Consider the following 16,960-nt stretch of genomic DNA (forward strand, 5'->3'; position numbering starts at 1 on the left):
GATACAGTAGTCTCGAGCCGCCACCGGTTAGTCGGTCCGTTCGTCGGAATTTGTTCGACGGCGAAGCCACTCGAGGGCGATTGCACCGCTCGCGATGCCGATGGCGGGAGTGAATCCCGGGGTACTCTCTGCGTTCGATTGGTTCGATTGGTTCGATTGGTTCAATTGGTTCGATTCTTGTTCAATCTTCCCGGCATTCTTGCCCCGAACTGCCAGCAGGGTCCCGTCGACTCGCGCGTAGAGGGTTCCGTCGACGATGGAGAGCTGATCCGGTCGAGCGTCGGTGGTGAAACTCCATTTCGGACTCCCGTTTCCGGTGTCGAAGGCGATCACACCGGTCTTCCCGGACGGTTTTTCGACAGGCGCGTACACGGACCCGTCGTCGGCGATCGGTTTTCCGACCCACGTTAGCTCCGCCGTCGACTGCCAAACGTTTTCGCCGCTCTCTCGGGCGTAGCCGGTGACGACTGCCCGTTCGCCCGAATCGGAATCCGCGTTGCCGACTGCGTAGGCCCGCGCCGAGGTCATCGCATCGATCGATCGGGTCGGTAGTGTGGCTCGTTTCTCGCCGGTCTTCGTCTTGAAGAGCACCACAGAATCGGCTTTAGTGGCCGCGACGAGGCCGTCGGCAGCGATCGGTATTCCAGAAAATCCGTTGGTGGCCCAGTTTTCCGCGAACGAATCTGTCCATCGCTCGTCGCCGGTTTCGGCGTCGCGTGCGAATAGCCGCTTGTTGCTCATAGCGAAGACGGTATCGTCCGCGACGGCGACTGGCCGTCTAACCAACAGATCGCTGTGCTCTTGCCCATCGATGGTAACCGGTTTCGGCCTGAACTGCCACTGCTTCTCCCCCGTGTCCGCGTCGAGAGCGTACAGGACCTTGTCGACGACCAGAAACACCGACCCGTTCGCGACGATCGGTGCCTGATTCGACGCGTACCCCAGATCGGCCTTCTTCCAGCGGACGTCCCCGCTTGCGGCGTCGAGGGCTGTTAGCGTCGGGCCGGACTGGTCTCCGCAGATGTAGACGGTGTCGGTAGTCACCGCCGGCGACCCCACCACACTCCCGAAATTTCCCAAAGAGATGTTCCATTTCCACTTACGTGACCCCTCGGTCGCGTCGATTGCGTGTACCCGCCCGTCGTCTGTGGTGAGATAGACCGTTTTGCCGACCACAGCGAACGAACCCGCACGACCGTACGTCCAGGGGATTGTAAGAGGCGGTTTCGGCCCGACCGCCTTCGAGACGGATCCGGTATTCCCCGCATCTCCGTGTACCATCGACCACCCGTTGGTCCCCCCAGCCGTCGTCGAACCGCCGGTCAGTGTGCCCTCAGAGTCCTCAGTTGCGGTTGCGATACCCCCTCCTAAAGCAACCGTCAGTCCGGCACACGTCAGAAACCGCCGTCTACCGTGATCGGTCATTCTACCAGAGACAACGATTGATAGCTGTTACTTATCGATTCGATAGAACCGTTTCGGACGCGAAACCAGGATACAATACGTTCCAATCCACGTAGTGGCCGGGCTGGTGGTGCGTCGCAACCACGTTCGCTCGTCGACTCTCGCGACGTGGTACTCGACTCGAAGACGTCAGAATCGAGCGCCGCTTCGGTTCCTAGGCGCAGTCTCGAGGCGTGTCCCTACCACGCTGCCTCGAGGACGTCCTCGATTTCTTCGACGGTCGGGTCCAGTCCCGGCGGCGCGTTCGCCATGAACGAATCGGCCTGGATCGCCTCGGCGATTGCGGTGACCTCGCTGTGATCGAGGCAGTCGATGTCACGGAGCCGCGACGGGAGACCCAGTGCGTCCCGAATCGCAGTGATCGACTCGAGGACTGCTTCGGACCGATCGTCGGCGTCACCGACACCGAGAGCGTTCGCGAGCAGGCCAACGCGAGCGTCTACCCCACCCCGTTCGAAGAGGTACTCGAGGACGTGGGGCACGACGATTGCGTGGGCTACCCCTTGCTGTACGTCCTCCGTTCGCGACAGCGCGTGGCCGAACGCGTGTACGACCGAGACCGTCGTCTCGCCGGGTCGTGAGATGCCGTACTGCACCAGCACGACGCCTTCGAGTATCGTTTCGAGCGTTTCGTCATCTCCGTCACCGTTGCCGAACGCCCGAAGGCCGCCACAGAGTTTCTCGAGTCCGGCGGCTGCCGTCGCGTCGGTGATGGGCGTCGCGTTACTCGCGTAGAGCGTTTCGACGCCCTTGTCGAACCCATTCATCGCGGACCCCGCCAAGATCGATTCGGGCGTGGTCGCAACGAGTTCCGGGTCGTAGAACGCCGCTACGGGCATCAACGCTGGATCTGAGACCCCACCGCTGATCTCCGCGTCGATCGGACTCGAACCAGGTGCAGCAGTAAGGCCCGCGGCCATCGAGAGGTCGGCCCCTGCGAGCGTCGTTGGGACCGTCACGACCGGGACGAGCCCGTCGTCCGGGACGGTAACCGTCCCCCGTTCGGCGAGTTCCGTTGCCACGTCCTCGTGCGACCGATCACTGGCCGAGAGGACGCTGATCACCGTCGCGACGTCGAGGCTACTCCCACCACCGAGGCTGACGAGGACGTCCGCGTCCGCAGCCTCGAGCGCGTTTCGGCCCTCGAACGCTGTCGCGAGCCGCTTCTTCGCCGTCGTCTCGTCGAAGACGCCAGCCAGCCGGTCACCCAGTCCCGCTTCGACCGGGTCGATCACCGCAGCCGTCGTACCGACTGTCGAGCCACAGACGATCAGCGCACGCTCGAGGCACTCGCGCTCGAGTTCTGCCGCGAGGTCGTCGACGCTTCCCGGACCGAATCTGATCGTCGACGGGTTATACTCGAATCGGAACGCGCCGTCGCGCACCCCCGGGTGAGATGGACTCATACTCCTCGTTCGGCAGGACCGGAGTTAAAAGCGAGAGCAGCGGCGATCCGCTCGGGGTCACAGCGCGAGTGCGCTGGAACGTGGGGGACGCTCGGGTATCCGGCCCAACGATCGGCTTCACTCGTCGGTAGCGTGTGCCACGGGGAGCGTGAACGAAACCATCGTTTCCACGCCCGGCTCTGACTCGAGCCAGATTTCGCCGCCGTGACGTTCGACGATGCGCTCACAGAGCGCGAGACCGATCCCGGACCCGGGATACGTCTCGCTGCTGTGAAGCCGTTGGAACACCTCGAAAACCCGTTGCTGGTTCTCCGGCTCGATTCCGATCCCCTCGTCGTGGACCGAGATCACCCACTCACCACCCCGCCGTTCCGCATCGACGTGAATCCGGGGCGGTTCGTCACCGCTGTAGGTGATCGCATTCGACACTAGATTCTGGAACACGTGGCGCAGCTGGATCGCATCGCCGACGACGCGAGGAAGGTCAGCGCTCGTAATCTCGGCGTCGGACTCTTCAATCGTGATCTGTAGGTCGGACAGCACGTCCTCGAGAACGGCTTCGAGGTCAACCGGCTCGAGCGGGCCACCCCGTGTCTCGATACGGGAGTACTCGAGTAACCCGCCTATCATCTCGCGCATTCGATCCGCGCCGTCGATGGCGTATGCGAGGAAGTCTTCGCCATCCCGATCGAGGTCGTCGGCGTACCGGCTCTCGATCAGTTGGAGGTAACTCGAGACCATTCGCAGGGGCTCTTGCAGATCGTGTGATGCGGCGTAGGCGAACTGTTCCAACCGTTTGTTGGAGTTTTCGAGCTGCGCGACGGTCTCCTCGAGTCTGCGCTGATTTGCCGTACGCTCGGTGATATCCTGGGCCATCGTCACGCCCGCGAACACGTCACCCCGTTTGTCGGTGACCGGGGCTGCGTGGACGACCCACTCTCGCCCGGCGTAGGAGAGTTCCACCGACTGCTGTTCGCCCTCGAACGCGGCCAGGAGGGCGGGTTCGAGTTCCTCGCTCGTCTTTGACGGCCAGATGTCGGAGAATCGTCGTCCTTCCAGATCCCCGGGCTCGTCCGGAATCCGGTCGAACCCTTGCCCGGCCGCCAGCGTGTACTCGAGATCGTGGTCGAACAGGGTGACGATACCGTTCGGGAAGTACTCCGCAATGGTGCGGTAGCGCTGCTCCGATTCCTCGAGTTCGCGTTCGTATCGTTTTCGCTCGGTGACGTCGCGGAAGTACACCGAGATACCGGTCTCGGATGGATAGAGGTTCGCTTCGACCCAGAAGTCGAGCTCGTCGTAGTACAGTTCGTAGCTCGTCGACTCCTGGGTCTCTCGCGCAGTGTGGAACGCCTCCCTGACGTCGTCGATCTCGGCAGCAGACGGAAAGACGTCCCAGAGGTTCTCACCGAGCAACTCCCCCTCTGTGCGCTGGAGGAGTTCTTCGGCACGTTCGTTGACGTGAGTGAACCGAAAGTCGTCGTCCACCGCGTAGAACGCATCGGAGATCCGTCCCAGGACTCGCTGGAGTTCGCCTTCGAGTTCTCGCTCGCGCCCCCGTCGATCGGACATGTCACGAGTGATTTTCAAGAACCCTCGAAGAACGTCATCGTCGTCCCACACGGGCGTGATGGTCACGTTCGCCCAGAACTGGCTGCCGTCTTTCCTAACATGCCGTCCTTCCTCCTCGACGGAGCCGTTCGCGATCGCGTTCTCGAGGGTTCGTTCCGGAACGTTCGCCGCCCTGTCCGCTTCGGTGTAAAACGTCGAGAAGTGTTTCCCGAGGATTTCCTCGCTGTCGTACCCGTTGATCTGTTCTGCACCGCTGTTCCAGCTACTGACGCGGCCGTCGGCATCCAGTTTGAAAATCGCGTACTCCTCGATAGCGTCGACCAGCGACTGGAACGCGTTCTGACTCTCTTGAAGCGCGTCTTCCGACCGCTTCCGATCCGTACTATCGGCGTAGAGTTCGATCCGACCGCCGGCGTAGCGCCCCGACGTGATCGGTTTGCTCTGGTAGTCGAGCCTGTGATCTTCGAGGTCGGTGTCCGCATCGGCGTTGACCCGACACTCGAGGTGATCGATGTACGCGTCCTCGTCGTACGCTGTAAGGACGCTGTCGGTGAACGAGTCCGGTTCGGCGATCCGTTCCGAGAGCGTCTCTTCTACGACCGACCGTATGTCACGTCCAACGACCGCCTCGCGATCGAGTCCGAAGTACTCCTCGATCGACCCGTCGATCCACCCGACATCGAAGTCCTCGTCTGTGATGAGCACGCCGACGCCGGCCTCAGCGGTGTTCGTCGAGATCGACTCGGACGACGGGCGTGCCGACTCGAGCACGGTCGTTCGCGTCGTCCCGGATCGGGGTCGTGCGACGCCGATCGTCCCCCGGAACTCGTTGGCTTCCACGAGCGGCGTCACTCGCAGTTCGCACGAAACCCTGTCGCCGTCGACGGTTCGGACGGAGAGTTCGAAGGGAGGAATCTCGTTCGAGTCGGCTCGCAGATACTCGTGCAGTTCGCGGTCGATCACGTCCACGTCGGCCTCGTCGAGGAGGACGGAGACGTGTTCGCCATGTAGTTCGTTCCGGGCGTATCCCGTCAACTCGGCGAGCGTCTCGTTGACCGCGACCAGGTGTCCGTCGGCATCGAGCTGGTAGATCCCGTCGTCGATCGTTTCGATCAGCGTCCGGTACCGCTCGAGCGCCACCTCCGCATCCGCCTCTCCCCAGAAGCCCCCGTCGGTGGCGTCCGATCGTGTACTCATGCTATAAGTGGTAGCCGCTGAGAGAGATAAAATTCCCGCCGCGTGGTTGCAAGTGGCTCGCAGACGCGAGTTTCACAGGCGCTTTCACGGCTGTTCGATAGCCGCATCGGCCGATGCGGAGCCGCCGACGCGATAGGCCTCCTCGGATCTTTGGGAAACGAAGGGGATCAGTTCTCGCCCGGCTCGAGTGCTGGCCCGTCGAACGGCGGCAACTCCGCCTCGATCGCGTCGCGCTCGTCTTCGAGCCGCCCCGGGAGCGTCAGCCGCGAACCGAGTTTCTCGAGATCCTCGTCGACCGTGAAACCGGGCTCGGGCGTCGCCATCTCGAAGCGGATGCCGCCGGGCTCGCGGACGTAGATCGACTGGAAGTACGTCCGATCGATGACCACCGAGGGTCGCAGTCCGGCTTCGGCGAAGGCCCGCCGCCAGCGCTCGTGCTCCGCTTCGCTCTCCGCTTCGAACGCGACGTGGTGAACCGTTCCGACGCCCATCCGTCCGCGGTCGACGTCGGTCTCGACCAGGTCGACGAGCGAGCCGGGACCGCCGGTCGCACTACAGTAGCGCCGCCGGCCGTCCGCCTTGGCCTCGAACTCGTAGCCCAGCACGTCGGTCAGGATCGTTTCGGTCGGCCCGAACGAATCGACTCCGAGCGTCACGTTGTAGCAGCCCTGCAACTGGTGTTCGATGGGGACCGGCCCGTCCGTCCAGGGGCTGGCGTCGAACTCGGCGTCGGCTGCCACGAGTTCGAGTTCGATCCCGTCGGGGTCGGAAAACCGAAGCACGACGTCGTCGAACCGCGAGTCGTCCGTCACGTCGATTCCAGCGGCCTCGAGTCGGTCGCGCCAGTAGTCGACCGAGTCCCTCGGAATCCCGTAGGCTGTCGTCTTCGTCTGACCGGCCCCGAACCGGCCCTCTCGCCCTCGATCGGTCCACGGGAAGAACGTGATGTTCGTGCCGGGTGTTCCCTCTCCGTCGCCGAAGTAGAAGTGATAGGTGCCGGTATCGTCGTGGTTGACGGTCTTCTTCACGAACCGCAGGCCGAGGGTGCCGACGTAGAAATCGGCGTTTCGCTGGGGGTCACCAGCGATCGCCGTCACGTGATGGAGTCCGGACGTATTGGGAGACATTGCCGTCCATAGGGGCCGGTCCCTTGAATCGCTTGCTCGCGCTCGCATCACCAGGAGATGCACGGGTTACCGCTCCGTGACTGATTTCGAACCGTCGGGGGCCGAGAAGGATTCTAACACGCCAGGATCTGCCGATAGAACGATGGTGACTGTAACGATGCCCTGCCTCGAATCGTTCGACCCAACTGATTAGAGTGGCACGGTGGTAGCGCCGGTATGGACGTCCTCGAAGCGCTGCGGGCCGAAGCCGGTGTCGTTGCCGTCGTCGGTGCCGGGGGAAAAAAGACGACGCTATACGCGCTGGCTGGGCACGCCGCCCACGAGAAGAACAGACGGGTGGTCGTGACGGCGACGGTTCGAATCCCACCATTCGACCAGCGCGTGGCGCAGGTTCTCCTGACCGACGAACCGGCCGCGGCTCTCGAGGGGACGACTACCTGGCCCGTGGGGGTCGTTCCTGGATGGGACGGAACGGATCGGTACGGTGGATACGACCCCGCTGTCGTCGATCGACTCGCAGCGACGTGGGGTGCTGACCTCGTCCTCGTCAAGGCAGACGGTGCCCGAACGAGGGAGTTCAAAGCGCCCGGTGATCGCGAACCACGACTCCCCCGCAACGTCGACACCGTCCTCCCTATCGCGAGCGTTCGAGCCGTCGGGAGTCCGCTTTCGGCCAACCACGTTCACCGACCTGAGCGGGTGGCGGCGATCACGGGCTGCGACCGTGGCGATCCGATTCGACCAGTCGACGTGGCTCGAGTCCTCGCGAGCGAGCGTGGCGGGCTGAAAGGCGTCCCCGACGGGACGACAGTCGTCCCGCTGCTCAACAAGGTCGACGACGGAGACCTGCGAGCGGTTGCCGAGGAGATAGCGACGGAGCTACTCGAGCGAGCACCGTCCGTCGAGCGAGTGGTACTGGCGCGGATGATCGCCGACGATCCGGTGGTCGAGATCGTCGAAGCGTAGGATACCAGTCGCGTCTCACTCCCCCTCGAGACGGGCTGCGACCGCCTCGAATTCCTCGCGAGTGTTGACGTTCTCGAAGGTCTCGAGGCCGGCGTGTTCGCGAACCTCGGCCTCGTCTATGACGACGCAGTCCAGTTTGGATAGTGGGTCCATGATCCGGCGGGCGTCACGTTCCAGGGCGCGCTCGCAGGCGTCCACCATGGGATCGACGCGGTAGACGGCCTGCGTGGTCTGGAACCACTGGTCGTCGAGGCGCGGAACCGCAGCATCGTGGCCGCCGACTCGCTCGAAGAGGTGATCGACGAGCGCCGGCTCGACGAAGGGCATGTCGCAGGCGACGACGAACGCCGACGGCGTCTCCGTGGCGCGCAATCCGGTCACGATGCCAGCCATCGGCCCGCGGTCGGGAATCGGATCGACCGCGAACGACACGTCCGGGACGCCCTCGAGCGCGGTGCGGATCGCCGCTACCTGCTCCGCGCGGCAGTTGATCACGAGGTCGTCGACGACCGATTCGATCCGGTCGACGACCCGTCGGATCATCGGCGTCCCGGCGAGGTCGCTGACGGCCTTGTCCGCGTCGCCGAACCGGCTCGAGTAGCCGCCTGAGAGAACGACCCCCGTCCGTTCCGCTCGTCCGGTCTCGAGAGCCATGTTCGACACTTCGTCAACTGCGAGTAAAAGCATCCGGTCGCCTCGCCGGTTCGCGTCCGGCGGTTGCCGGCCCGAGGAACCACGCAGTCACTCCGACAGCCGCCAGATCGCTCGGTAGAGCGTCCAGAGGTCGCACTCGAAGCGATCCGCCAACGAACGACACCGCTCGAGATACGCCTCGTAGTCCGAAATCGACGGGGGATCCGGGTAGGGACGGGAAAGTTCGCCAGCAGTCCGGAGCGCCGACCACTCGCGGGGACCGAGGACGACGTATTCGTTCGGATCGATGAACATAAGAAACGCCGAGGCGACGGGGACGTCGACGGCCTCGAGATCGGTCAGGTGATCCAGGCGGGCGGTCGCCTCGGTCGCGTCGACGGCGTCGGCGATGGCGTGCCGGACGGCATCGAAGTCCGTCTCCCAGAACTCCTCCTCCACACCACGTCGTTCGTCGTGGGGATAGTCGCCGAGGAATCGCCGGTAGTACCACCTGACGACCCATGCCGCGTCGCGACGGCCGTATTCGCCCGTCTCGAATGCGGCCGGAAGCGTCTCGATGGTCTCCTGTTCGACAGTATACAGGGGTTCTTGCTCTCGATACTCTCGAGCCTTGGTTTCTACGACCGACCGCGTGAGCTCCATCGTCCAACGGTTTCTCACGAGTATCTGTCATCGTTTCCCTCTCACAGACCACGATTCCCTGGCGTTTGTCTCGTCGTCCCTTTTTTCGACGCCATTTCGTTCCGCAAAACACGGTTTCCGTCAAAACGGCCCCGTTGTCAGCGCATTATTCCGGCGGGACCTTGTCGTTCGGATTTCCCTCCCGATTCATCAATCGCACCGACATACCTCTCGCATGGTAGAAAACGTCATGCACGGTCGGGTGGAGGCATGCACGTAACGGGGTAATGGAAGAACACGATGTCCAGTGAGAAACACGATCCGGTCGAAACGATCTGTCCGTACTGCGGTGTCGGATGTGGTATCAAGATCCAGCAGGGAGCGGAGCCGGGCGACGTCAGGTTCGTACCCTGGGGCGACGCGCCGGTCAACGAGGGACGCATCTGCATTAAAGGCGGAGCGGCCACGGAGGTCGTCGACCACGAGGACCGACTCACGAATCCGCTGATCGAGGAAGACGGCGAATTCCGCGAGGCCACCTGGGAGGAGGCAACCGACTACATCGTCCGCGAACTCGAGCGGATTCGCGACGAGTACGGTCCGGACGCGATGGGCTTTCTGGGGTCTTCGAAGGTGATGAACGAAGAGAACTACCTCCTTCAAAAGCTGGCTCGCCGGTACGGCACCAACAACGTCGACAACTGTACGCGGATGTGTCACGCCTCGACGGTCTGGGCGCTGCGGACGAGCCTGGGTGCGGGGGCGATGACCAACAGCATGCAGGACCTCCGCGATGCCGCCGATCTCTTCTGGATTCAGGGGGCGAACCCGGGAGAGCAACACCCGATCGCCAACAGTCAGTACTTCCGGCAGGCCGTTCTCGAGGGCGCGACCGTCATCCAGGTCGACCCGCACGCGAATAAGACGACGCGATCGTTCCAGATCGACGAGACGGAGCGCCACCAGCACCTGCAACTGAACCCGGGGACGGACATCCCGCTGTTGAATATCGTCCTGAAGACGATCCTTGCGCACCACGAGGAACACCCCGGGGACGGCTGGATCGACGAGGAATTCGTCGCGGAACGCACGGAGGGGTTCGAGGACCTGAAACAGACGCTCGAGGAGTTCGACAGAGAAGCGGCCGCCGCGGAGTGTGGCGTCTCGCTCGAGGAGATCGAGCGAGCGGCGGAGAAGTACGCGAGGGCGGACAACGCAGCGATTTTCACCGGGATGGGGATGAGCCAGCACGCCTGTGGCGTCGACAACGTCCAGAACGAAATCAATCTGGCGCTGATCACGGGCAACCTCGGACGACCGGGGACGGGCGTCAACCCGCTGCGCGGACAGAATAACGTTCAGGGGACCTGTGACGTCGGTGCGATGCCGAACGTGTTGCCGGGCTACCAGCTCGTCGACGACGACGCGGCCCGCGAATCCGTCGAGGACGTCTGGGGCTTCGACGTTCCGGACGAGCCCGGACTCACGAACGTCGAGATCACGTACGAAGCCGGCAACTCCATCGCGGGGCTCTACGTCATGGGCGAAAATCCGGTGATGAGCGAGCCCGACGCCAACAGCGTCGCCGAACGGCTCGAAGACCTCGAATTCATGGTCGTTCAGGACATCTTCATGACCGAGACGGCCGCTTACGCCGACGTGATCCTTCCCGCTACTACCTGGGCAGAACGCGGCGGAACCGTCACCAACACAGACCGCCGCGTTCAGCGCATGCGCGGCGTCGAGAAGATTCACGAGAAGACGAAACACGATCTCGAGATCGTGAGCGAACTCGGGACACGCCTCTTCGATTCGGGCTTCGACTTCGACGACCCTGAGGCGGTCTTCGAGGAACTCCGACAGGTCTGTCCGAGCTACCACGGGATGACCTACGACCTGCTGGGCGAAGCGGGGATCCACTGGCCCTGCTACGAGCCCGGCGACGAGGGCGACCCGTTCCTCTACGAGGAGTCGTTCGAAACTGAGAGCGGCCTGGGTCACATCGAGGGTGTCGAACACGTCCCGCCGGCGGAGACGCCCGACGACGAGTACCCGCTGATCCTCACGACCGCGCGGCTCGAGGAACACTACAACACCGGGACGATGAGCACGCGTTCGCCGACGCTCAACCGCCAGCACCCGGAGAACTTCGTCGACGTCCACCCCGCCGACGCCGAGCGCTACGGCATCACGGACGGCGAGACGGTCCGGCTGCGCTCTCGGCGCGGCGAGATCACGCTCGAGGCCCAGGTCACCGAGGACACCAAGGAGGGCGTCGTCTGGACGACGCCGCACTTCGCCGCCGCCTCCGCCAACCGGCTGACGAACCACGTCCTCGACGAGCGAGCGAAGATCCCCGAGTACAAGGCCGCCGCCGCGGAGATCGACGTCGGGATCGAACCCGTCGACGCGAGCACTGACGACTGAGAGCCGGCCGCGGCCCAGTCGTCAGCCGCCGAGTCAGCGTTCACATCTCGGCAGTCCGCACTCCCGCAAGCTCGAGCCACGGCTCGCCCTGGAGTCGGTGACGACGAGGTCGGCCAGCGGCTGGTCGCACGCGTCACAGGCGGCGTGGACGGCGATCCGGGGCTGCCGCAGCCTTTGAGGGTTCCATCGTTGCGGCCACTGAACCGATGCAGGCCGGATAGCAGCCCCGTAGCAGTTGGAACCCGGCCAGGAGGTCGCGGTATCGACAGCGGTGAGAATACGTATGCGTTCGGCGGGTGTCACCGTCTCGACCGTCGGCGCGTTCGCGGGCGACTTTCCGAAGCGCTCGAGGACACGCTCGGACAGGTGCTGTCGGGTGAGCGTGGGCGTCCCCGGGACTAGATAGCTTCGCAACCGGAGCAGTGCCAGCGAGGTGCCGAGCGTATCACGGAGACCGATCACCGGGTACCACTATCGGTCGGTGCGCCCCGGCCAGTCGAAAATCGCGTCGCGACGGTCGCCGAGTAGTTGGTGACGGACTGCCGATGCCTGCCTCACCGGAAACGAGACTATCCGCGACGCCACAGCGGTCCGTTAATAATATATTACTTTTGCATTCGACATTCATTCATGTATTGTTCATATGCCAGGAACTCATTGAGAAGCATTAACAATGCACTCAGTGGCGGGTTATGTGTTGTGGTATCATGCCACAAATATCCACAGCAGTAGACACGACGGTTACGGAACGACGCGATCTGGCGACGGCACTCGGCGTCGACGCGCCGGGGGACGGGAACGTGACGTGGACGCGGCTGGCGGGACAGATCGAACCGCGGTCCGACTCGTCGTTCGCCACACGGGGCGAGGCGATTCGGGCCGACCTCGAGGGACGACTCGATCCTGAACTGCTCGAGCGAGAACGGGAAAACGTTGCAGAGGCGATCGAACGCTTGCCGGATGTACGGGCAATGGGCGTTCCAGACGAGCCACGCAGACTGTATACGGCGGTCGCAAAACCGGGCTGGCGACTCTACGAGCACCTGGTCGACGTAAATTTTTTCGAAAGCCTCGACGAGAACCTGCCCCGATTCACGGCCGAGCACATCGAAACGACGGCGCGCGAACTCGTTCTGGCGGAGCCGCTGTCGTCGGCGCTCGACGAGGCCGGGTTCGACGAAGCGGAGAAGACGGCGCTCCTGATCGACGTCGCGAACAACGACGAACGGCTCGCTCGGTGGGTCCCGTCGAATCAGATCCCCGACGGCGTCGAGTTCGACACCGAGAACGTCCCGCCGCTACACCGACGCGCGATGGGCGGGGCGCTACTGTGGATCCGCGGACTCGACAGGCACCTCTGGCAGAACGAGGTGCTGCTCACCGACACGATCCTCGACGACGCGGTCAGATACGTCAAGGCCATGCTGGGCGGACTGTTCGTGTCGGCGACGGCCGCCCACGACCTGGCCACGGATGGACGGTTCGCGGACGAACAGTTGACCGCCGCGCTCACCGCGGGAACGGCCGTCCAGATCGTCAGCCAGGAGGAACTGCTCCACGACGTCTTCTACATTACGGACGACGTGCGCGCGCCGAGCGAACTGAGGTGATCACGCATGGCACTACGCAACGACAAGGCGGTACAGGCCGCACGCGACATCGAACTGAAAGAGATCGAGGACGGCTATACGCTGGTCGGAGGGCCCGAGGACGCGGTGACCGAACAACACGACATCGGTCGCATTCAAGAGACCGACGTTACCCAGGAGATGCTGAGCAACTCGGGGGACGACCCCGAGGCGTGGCTCATGTACGGCGGAAGCTACGAACAGCACCGGGCCACGACGGCCGACGTCATCACGCCGGAGAACGTCGGCAATCTCGAGCTCGAGTACGAGATGGCGGTCGGGACGGGATCGAGCATGGAGGGGACGCCCATCGTCGTACCGGGCGACCCGCCGATCATGTACCAGACGAACGGGCCGAACCACATCAAGGCGATCGATCCCCGCGCGGGCGAGGTCCTCTGGAGTTACACCTACGCGCCACCGATCGGGGTCGAACTCTGCTGTGACGACAACAACCGTGGGGCCGCCGTCTTCGGCGACAAGGTATACATGACGACGCTCGACTCGGGCGTCGTCGCGCTGGACCGCTACTCCGGCGAAGAGGTCTGGTACGCCTCCACCGCCGACCACGAGGAGGGCTACTCCGCGACGTGGGCACCGGTGGTCCGCGACGGGACGATATACACGGGCAGCGCGGGCGGCGAGTACGGCGTCGTCGGGTTCATGGCCGCTATAGACGCCGAGAGTGGCGAGATCCAGTGGCAGACCGAGACGCTCCCCGAAGACGAGTGGATCGGCGAGAGCCGCGAACACGGCTGTGGGACGACCTGGATGACGCCGACGATCGACGAGGAGCGCGACGTTCTCTACACGGCGGTCGCGAACCCCGGGCCGGACTTCGACGGGACGGTCCGGCCGGGGCCGAACTTCCCTACCTGTGGGACGATCGCGCTGGATCTGGAGAGCGGCGAGTTCCAGTGGGGGTATCAGGGTAGCCCCCACGACGTCTGGGACTACGACGCGGTCGCGCCGCGGGTGTTGCTCCGCGACGTGGCCACAGAGAACGGGCAGCAAGACATCGTCGTCGGCTCCGACAAGGTCGGCTGGGTGTTCCTGCTCGATGCCGAGTCCGGACGGCTCCACGAGCGCAGCCAGGAGATCTGCCAGCACATCAGTATGTGGCAGATGATCCCCCACATCAGCGAGGACGAGCGCGTTCCGTTCGTTCCCGGTGCGCCCGGAGGGAACGACTGGCAGCCGCCGTCGTACAACCCGGCGACGGGACTGGTGTACGTCGTCCATCAGAACTTCCCGCAGGACCTCTACTGGCGGTACGAGGAGTTCTCCGAGGGCGACCCGTACTGGGGCGGCGGGCTGGACGATCCGGCGTCGGAGTTCCCCGACGAGTGGAACGGGAACATCACCGCCTTCGCGGCAGTCGATCCGGCAACGGGCGAGCGCGTCTGGCGCGACTGGATCACGAGCCAGGAGGAACGCTATATGTGGGGCGGATCGCTATCGACCGCGACGGGGCTCGTGTTCAACGGTACTCAGAAGGGGAACTTCGTCGCCTACGACGGCGAGACCGGGGAACGGCTCTGGCAGTACGGCTTCGACGTGCCGATCAGCGCCTCGCCGATGAGCTGGTACGACCCCGGGACGGAGAAGCAATACGTCGCCGTCCAGGTCGGCGGGAGCGGCTGGCTCCGCCAGGGGCCACGCGGCGACACGCTCGCCGTGTTCTCGATGAGCGCCTGACAGACACCGATACGATTGACACACCAACCCATGACGAACGATCAACGCTCACGTGACGTTTCCCGTCGCGGCGTGCTGAAGGGGACGGCGGCGCTGACCGGAACGGCCGCAGCCGCCAGCACCGCAGGCGCGTACCGCGACGCGATCGACTTCCCCCTCCCGGCCGTACAGAACGACGACGAGGGGCGCACCTTCTCGCTGCTCGGCATCGTCGGCGGCTGGATGGGGATCTCACCCCACGAAATCGACGCCGTCTCGAATCCGCCGCTGCGACTGATCGAAGGCGAACAGCACCAGGTCATCTGGACGAACGGCGACGGCGCGACGCACAACTTCAACATCACCAGCGGCAGCGCAGTCGGCGACCAGGGCGAGATACTCGAGTCCACGCAAACGGTGACCGAACAGGGGGAAACCGTCTCCCTCGAGTTCACGCCCACCGAGGAGATGTCAGAGTACTTCTGTGCGCCGCACCCGGCCCAGATGCGCGGCCCAATCGAACTGATCGACCCAGACGAGTCCCACGAACTGGTGGTCCACGTCGAGACCGAGGCCGGCGACCCCCTCGGTGCCGAAGTCACTCTGGACGACAGGCACTCGTTCTCGAACATCGCCGCGCGACCGGATCCGGCCGAGCAGGCCGAAGATCAGCAGGCCCTCGCCCGGTTCGACCTGCTCGAGAACGGCGAGTACGAACTCCAGGCCTGGACGTACGGCTACGAACAGGTCTCCGATACGGTGACGATCGACGGCGCCAATCAGGAAGCGACCGTCACGCTGCCGCCGATCGAGCCCGGCGAACCGACGACCACCTTCTCGATGCGACTCGAGGACGGTCAGTGGGTCGGCGTCTCCCCCGACAGCATCGCCGACCAGACGAACCCGACGCTCGAACTCGAGGCCGGCCAGCCCTACGCGATCGAGTGGGAGAACGCGATCGGGCGCGACCAGCCGGCAGGCGAGAACAGACACTACCAGCCGCTGCCCGGCCACAACCTCGTAATCGCCAGCGGCGGCGACACGAACGAGAGGAACACCTACGTTCGCTCCGACTTCCTCAATCAGGCGGGCGGCTCCCAGACCGTCGAGTTCGTCGCCAGCGAGGAGATGGGCGTCTACCTCGACCAGGCACAGCTCGACGCCATCGGCGAGATAGACGTCCAGTAGCCCGCTCGTCCGATTTTTTCGCCCGTGCGGCTCGTCTTCCGAGGGACCTCGCGCTCCGAGCGGACACGTGCTATCGAGCTCGATCGAGCGTCACGAGGGCAATTCCCGCGATCACGACGACTGCACCGAGGGCCGTGACAGCGCTCGGATATTCGCCGAGCAAGACGGCCGCGAGCAGGGTCGCACCCAGCGGTTCTCCGAGCCAGGCGACGCTGACCACGACCGATTCGAGGTGCTTGAGGACCCAGTTGCTCACCGTGTGGCCGATGATACCGGGACCGACGGCCAGCCCGACGAAGAGAAGCCACTCGCGGGTCGGATATCCGATATACGCGTGGCCCTGCACGCCAACCAGGAGAAACAGCGTGACCGCACAGACGCCATAGACGACGGTCACGTACGGGAACAGCGGAACGCGCTGGCGGATCGAGCGGCCGGCCAGCACGTAGCCGGCGACGGTCACCGCACCGAGCACTGCGAGCGCGTTGCCGTACAGCGTCGCGTCGGAGAGGCTCGTAGTTCCTGCGTCGCTGACCGTCATGACGGCCGCGCCGGCGATCGTGACGAGGATTCCCAGCACCGTTTTCGGGCCGACGCGCTCGCCGAGGAGGAGCCCTGCGCCGACCGCGACGAACAGCGGCTGACTCTGGACCAGCGTGACGCTCGCGGCGACGGTCGTGTGTGCGAGGCTCTCGAACCAGGCCGCGAAGTGGACCGCGAGTGCCGTCCCGGCGACGACGGCACCCCCGAGATCGCAGAGCGAGAGCCGTGCGAACGCCCCGCGGTGGAAAATGAACGCGACGGGTGCGACCAGCGCCGTCGTGAAGAGCACCCGGTAGAAGGCGGCGACGGAACTCGGGGCCGCACTCCAGCGGACCAGAATCGCGCTGGTGCTCGTGGCGAACACGGCGAGGGCGAGCGCGGCCGCGGGTGACACCTCGTAGTCGACGCGCACAGCTATCGCTCTCGCTCGAGCGGTAAAACGGGTTCCGGAACCGGCCCCGAACGTGCCGCGGCGGTGGCGTGCGGTCCG

At 64.4% G+C, this 16,960-nt stretch carries 13 protein-coding genes; 5 read left to right on the forward strand and 8 right to left on the reverse strand.

From position 1 onward, the window contains the following. Positions 1–27 precede the first annotated feature (27 nt). From NJU76_RS14555 to NJU76_RS14570, 4 genes are all read right to left on the reverse strand, one after another. On the reverse strand, positions 28–1,425 hold the full coding sequence (locus NJU76_RS14555; protein ID WP_340681221.1) for a PQQ-like beta-propeller repeat protein: 1,398 nt from the start codon (positions 1,423–1,425) through the stop codon (positions 28–30). A gap of 218 nt (positions 1,426–1,643) precedes the next feature. Continuing rightward, the gene (locus tag NJU76_RS14560; protein WP_254529910.1) at positions 1,644–2,870 is read right to left on the reverse strand and encodes an iron-containing alcohol dehydrogenase family protein; all 1,227 of its coding nucleotides are present in this window, start codon (positions 2,868–2,870) and stop codon (positions 1,644–1,646) included. 117 nt (positions 2,871–2,987) lie between these two features. Beyond that, positions 2,988–5,639, reverse strand: coding sequence for a PAS domain S-box protein (locus NJU76_RS14565; protein ID WP_254529911.1), 2,652 nt, complete (start codon positions 5,637–5,639; stop codon positions 2,988–2,990). Between the two features lie 167 nt (positions 5,640–5,806). Further along, positions 5,807–6,766 carry a VOC family protein gene (locus tag NJU76_RS14570; RefSeq protein ID WP_254529912.1) on the reverse strand — a complete coding sequence of 320 codons (960 nt, stop codon included), beginning with the start codon at positions 6,764–6,766 and terminating at the stop codon, positions 5,807–5,809. A 216-nt stretch (positions 6,767–6,982) separates the two neighbouring features. On the opposite strand from NJU76_RS14570, the gene yqeC reads away from it, so the two are divergent. Then, the gene (gene yqeC, locus NJU76_RS14575; protein WP_254529914.1) at positions 6,983–7,732 is read left to right on the forward strand and encodes a selenium cofactor biosynthesis protein YqeC; all 750 of its coding nucleotides are present in this window, start codon (positions 6,983–6,985) and stop codon (positions 7,730–7,732) included. A 15-nt stretch (positions 7,733–7,747) separates the two neighbouring features. Here yqeC and NJU76_RS14580 read toward each other — a convergent pair whose 3' ends face one another. Both NJU76_RS14580 and NJU76_RS14585 read right to left on the reverse strand, forming a co-directional pair. Further along, positions 7,748–8,386: a molybdenum cofactor guanylyltransferase gene (locus tag NJU76_RS14580; RefSeq protein WP_254529916.1), complete on the reverse strand. Its 639-nt coding sequence runs from the start codon at positions 8,384–8,386 to the stop codon at positions 7,748–7,750. A gap of 87 nt (positions 8,387–8,473) precedes the next feature. Then, positions 8,474–9,028 carry a hypothetical protein gene (locus tag NJU76_RS14585; protein WP_254529918.1) on the reverse strand — a complete coding sequence of 185 codons (555 nt, stop codon included), beginning with the start codon at positions 9,026–9,028 and terminating at the stop codon, positions 8,474–8,476. 279 nt (positions 9,029–9,307) lie between these two features. Here NJU76_RS14585 and fdhF point away from each other — a divergent pair, with 279 nt between their 5' ends. Further along, a complete protein-coding gene (gene fdhF, locus NJU76_RS14590) occupies positions 9,308–11,434 on the forward strand; it encodes a formate dehydrogenase subunit alpha (RefSeq protein ID WP_254529920.1) in 2,127 nt (708 codons plus the stop codon). Positions 11,435–11,467: 33 nt separating this feature from the next. On the opposite strand, the gene NJU76_RS14595 is transcribed toward fdhF, so the two are convergent. After that, positions 11,468–11,896 (reverse strand): DUF8054 domain-containing protein, encoded by a 429-nt coding sequence (locus NJU76_RS14595; protein ID WP_254529922.1) that lies wholly within the window; start codon positions 11,894–11,896, stop codon positions 11,468–11,470. A 245-nt stretch (positions 11,897–12,141) separates the two neighbouring features. Between NJU76_RS14595 and NJU76_RS14600 the strand changes: the two genes are divergently transcribed. The 3 genes from NJU76_RS14600 to NJU76_RS14610 are packed head-to-tail and all read left to right on the forward strand — an operon-like array spanning position 12,142 to position 15,927. Continuing rightward, complete coding sequence (locus NJU76_RS14600; RefSeq protein WP_254529924.1) at positions 12,142–13,044, forward strand: hypothetical protein; 903 nt, start codon at positions 12,142–12,144, stop codon at positions 13,042–13,044. 6 nt (positions 13,045–13,050) lie between these two features. Beyond that, entirely contained in the window at positions 13,051–14,760 is a 1,710-nt protein-coding gene (locus NJU76_RS14605; protein ID WP_254529926.1) for a pyrroloquinoline quinone-dependent dehydrogenase, read from the forward strand. A gap of 30 nt (positions 14,761–14,790) precedes the next feature. Then, complete coding sequence (locus NJU76_RS14610) at positions 14,791–15,927, forward strand: cupredoxin domain-containing protein (RefSeq protein WP_254529928.1); 1,137 nt, start codon at positions 14,791–14,793, stop codon at positions 15,925–15,927. Between the two features lie 70 nt (positions 15,928–15,997). Here the strand turns inward: NJU76_RS14610 and NJU76_RS14615 are convergent, their stop codons facing one another. Further along, positions 15,998–16,888, reverse strand: a complete 891-nt coding sequence (locus tag NJU76_RS14615; RefSeq protein WP_425604303.1) for a DMT family transporter — start codon at positions 16,886–16,888, stop codon at positions 15,998–16,000. Between the last annotated feature and the right edge of the window lie 72 nt (positions 16,889–16,960).

Origin of the sequence: Natrinema gelatinilyticum, assembly GCF_024266705.1 — an archaeon.
GTDB lineage: Archaea > Halobacteriota > Halobacteria > Halobacteriales > Natrialbaceae > Natrinema > Natrinema gelatinilyticum.

Coding starts and splice junctions, on each gene's coding strand:
- NJU76_RS14555 (WP_340681221.1), bottom strand. CDS start 1,425: ATGACCGATCACGGTAGACGGCGGTTTCTGACGTGTGCCGGACTGACG.
- NJU76_RS14560 (WP_254529910.1), bottom strand. CDS start 2,870: ATGAGTCCATCTCACCCGGGGGTGCGCGACGGCGCGTTCCGATTCGAG.
- NJU76_RS14565 (WP_254529911.1), bottom strand. CDS start 5,639: ATGAGTACACGATCGGACGCCACCGACGGGGGCTTCTGGGGAGAGGCG.
- NJU76_RS14570 (WP_254529912.1), bottom strand. CDS start 6,766: ATGTCTCCCAATACGTCCGGACTCCATCACGTGACGGCGATCGCTGGT.
- yqeC (WP_254529914.1), top strand. CDS start 6,983: ATGGACGTCCTCGAAGCGCTGCGGGCCGAAGCCGGTGTCGTTGCCGTC.
- NJU76_RS14580 (WP_254529916.1), bottom strand. CDS start 8,386: ATGGCTCTCGAGACCGGACGAGCGGAACGGACGGGGGTCGTTCTCTCA.
- NJU76_RS14585 (WP_254529918.1), bottom strand. CDS start 9,028: ATGGAGCTCACGCGGTCGGTCGTAGAAACCAAGGCTCGAGAGTATCGA.
- fdhF (WP_254529920.1), top strand. CDS start 9,308: ATGTCCAGTGAGAAACACGATCCGGTCGAAACGATCTGTCCGTACTGC.
- NJU76_RS14600 (WP_254529924.1), top strand. CDS start 12,142: ATGCCACAAATATCCACAGCAGTAGACACGACGGTTACGGAACGACGC.
- NJU76_RS14605 (WP_254529926.1), top strand. CDS start 13,051: ATGGCACTACGCAACGACAAGGCGGTACAGGCCGCACGCGACATCGAA.
- NJU76_RS14610 (WP_254529928.1), top strand. CDS start 14,791: ATGACGAACGATCAACGCTCACGTGACGTTTCCCGTCGCGGCGTGCTG.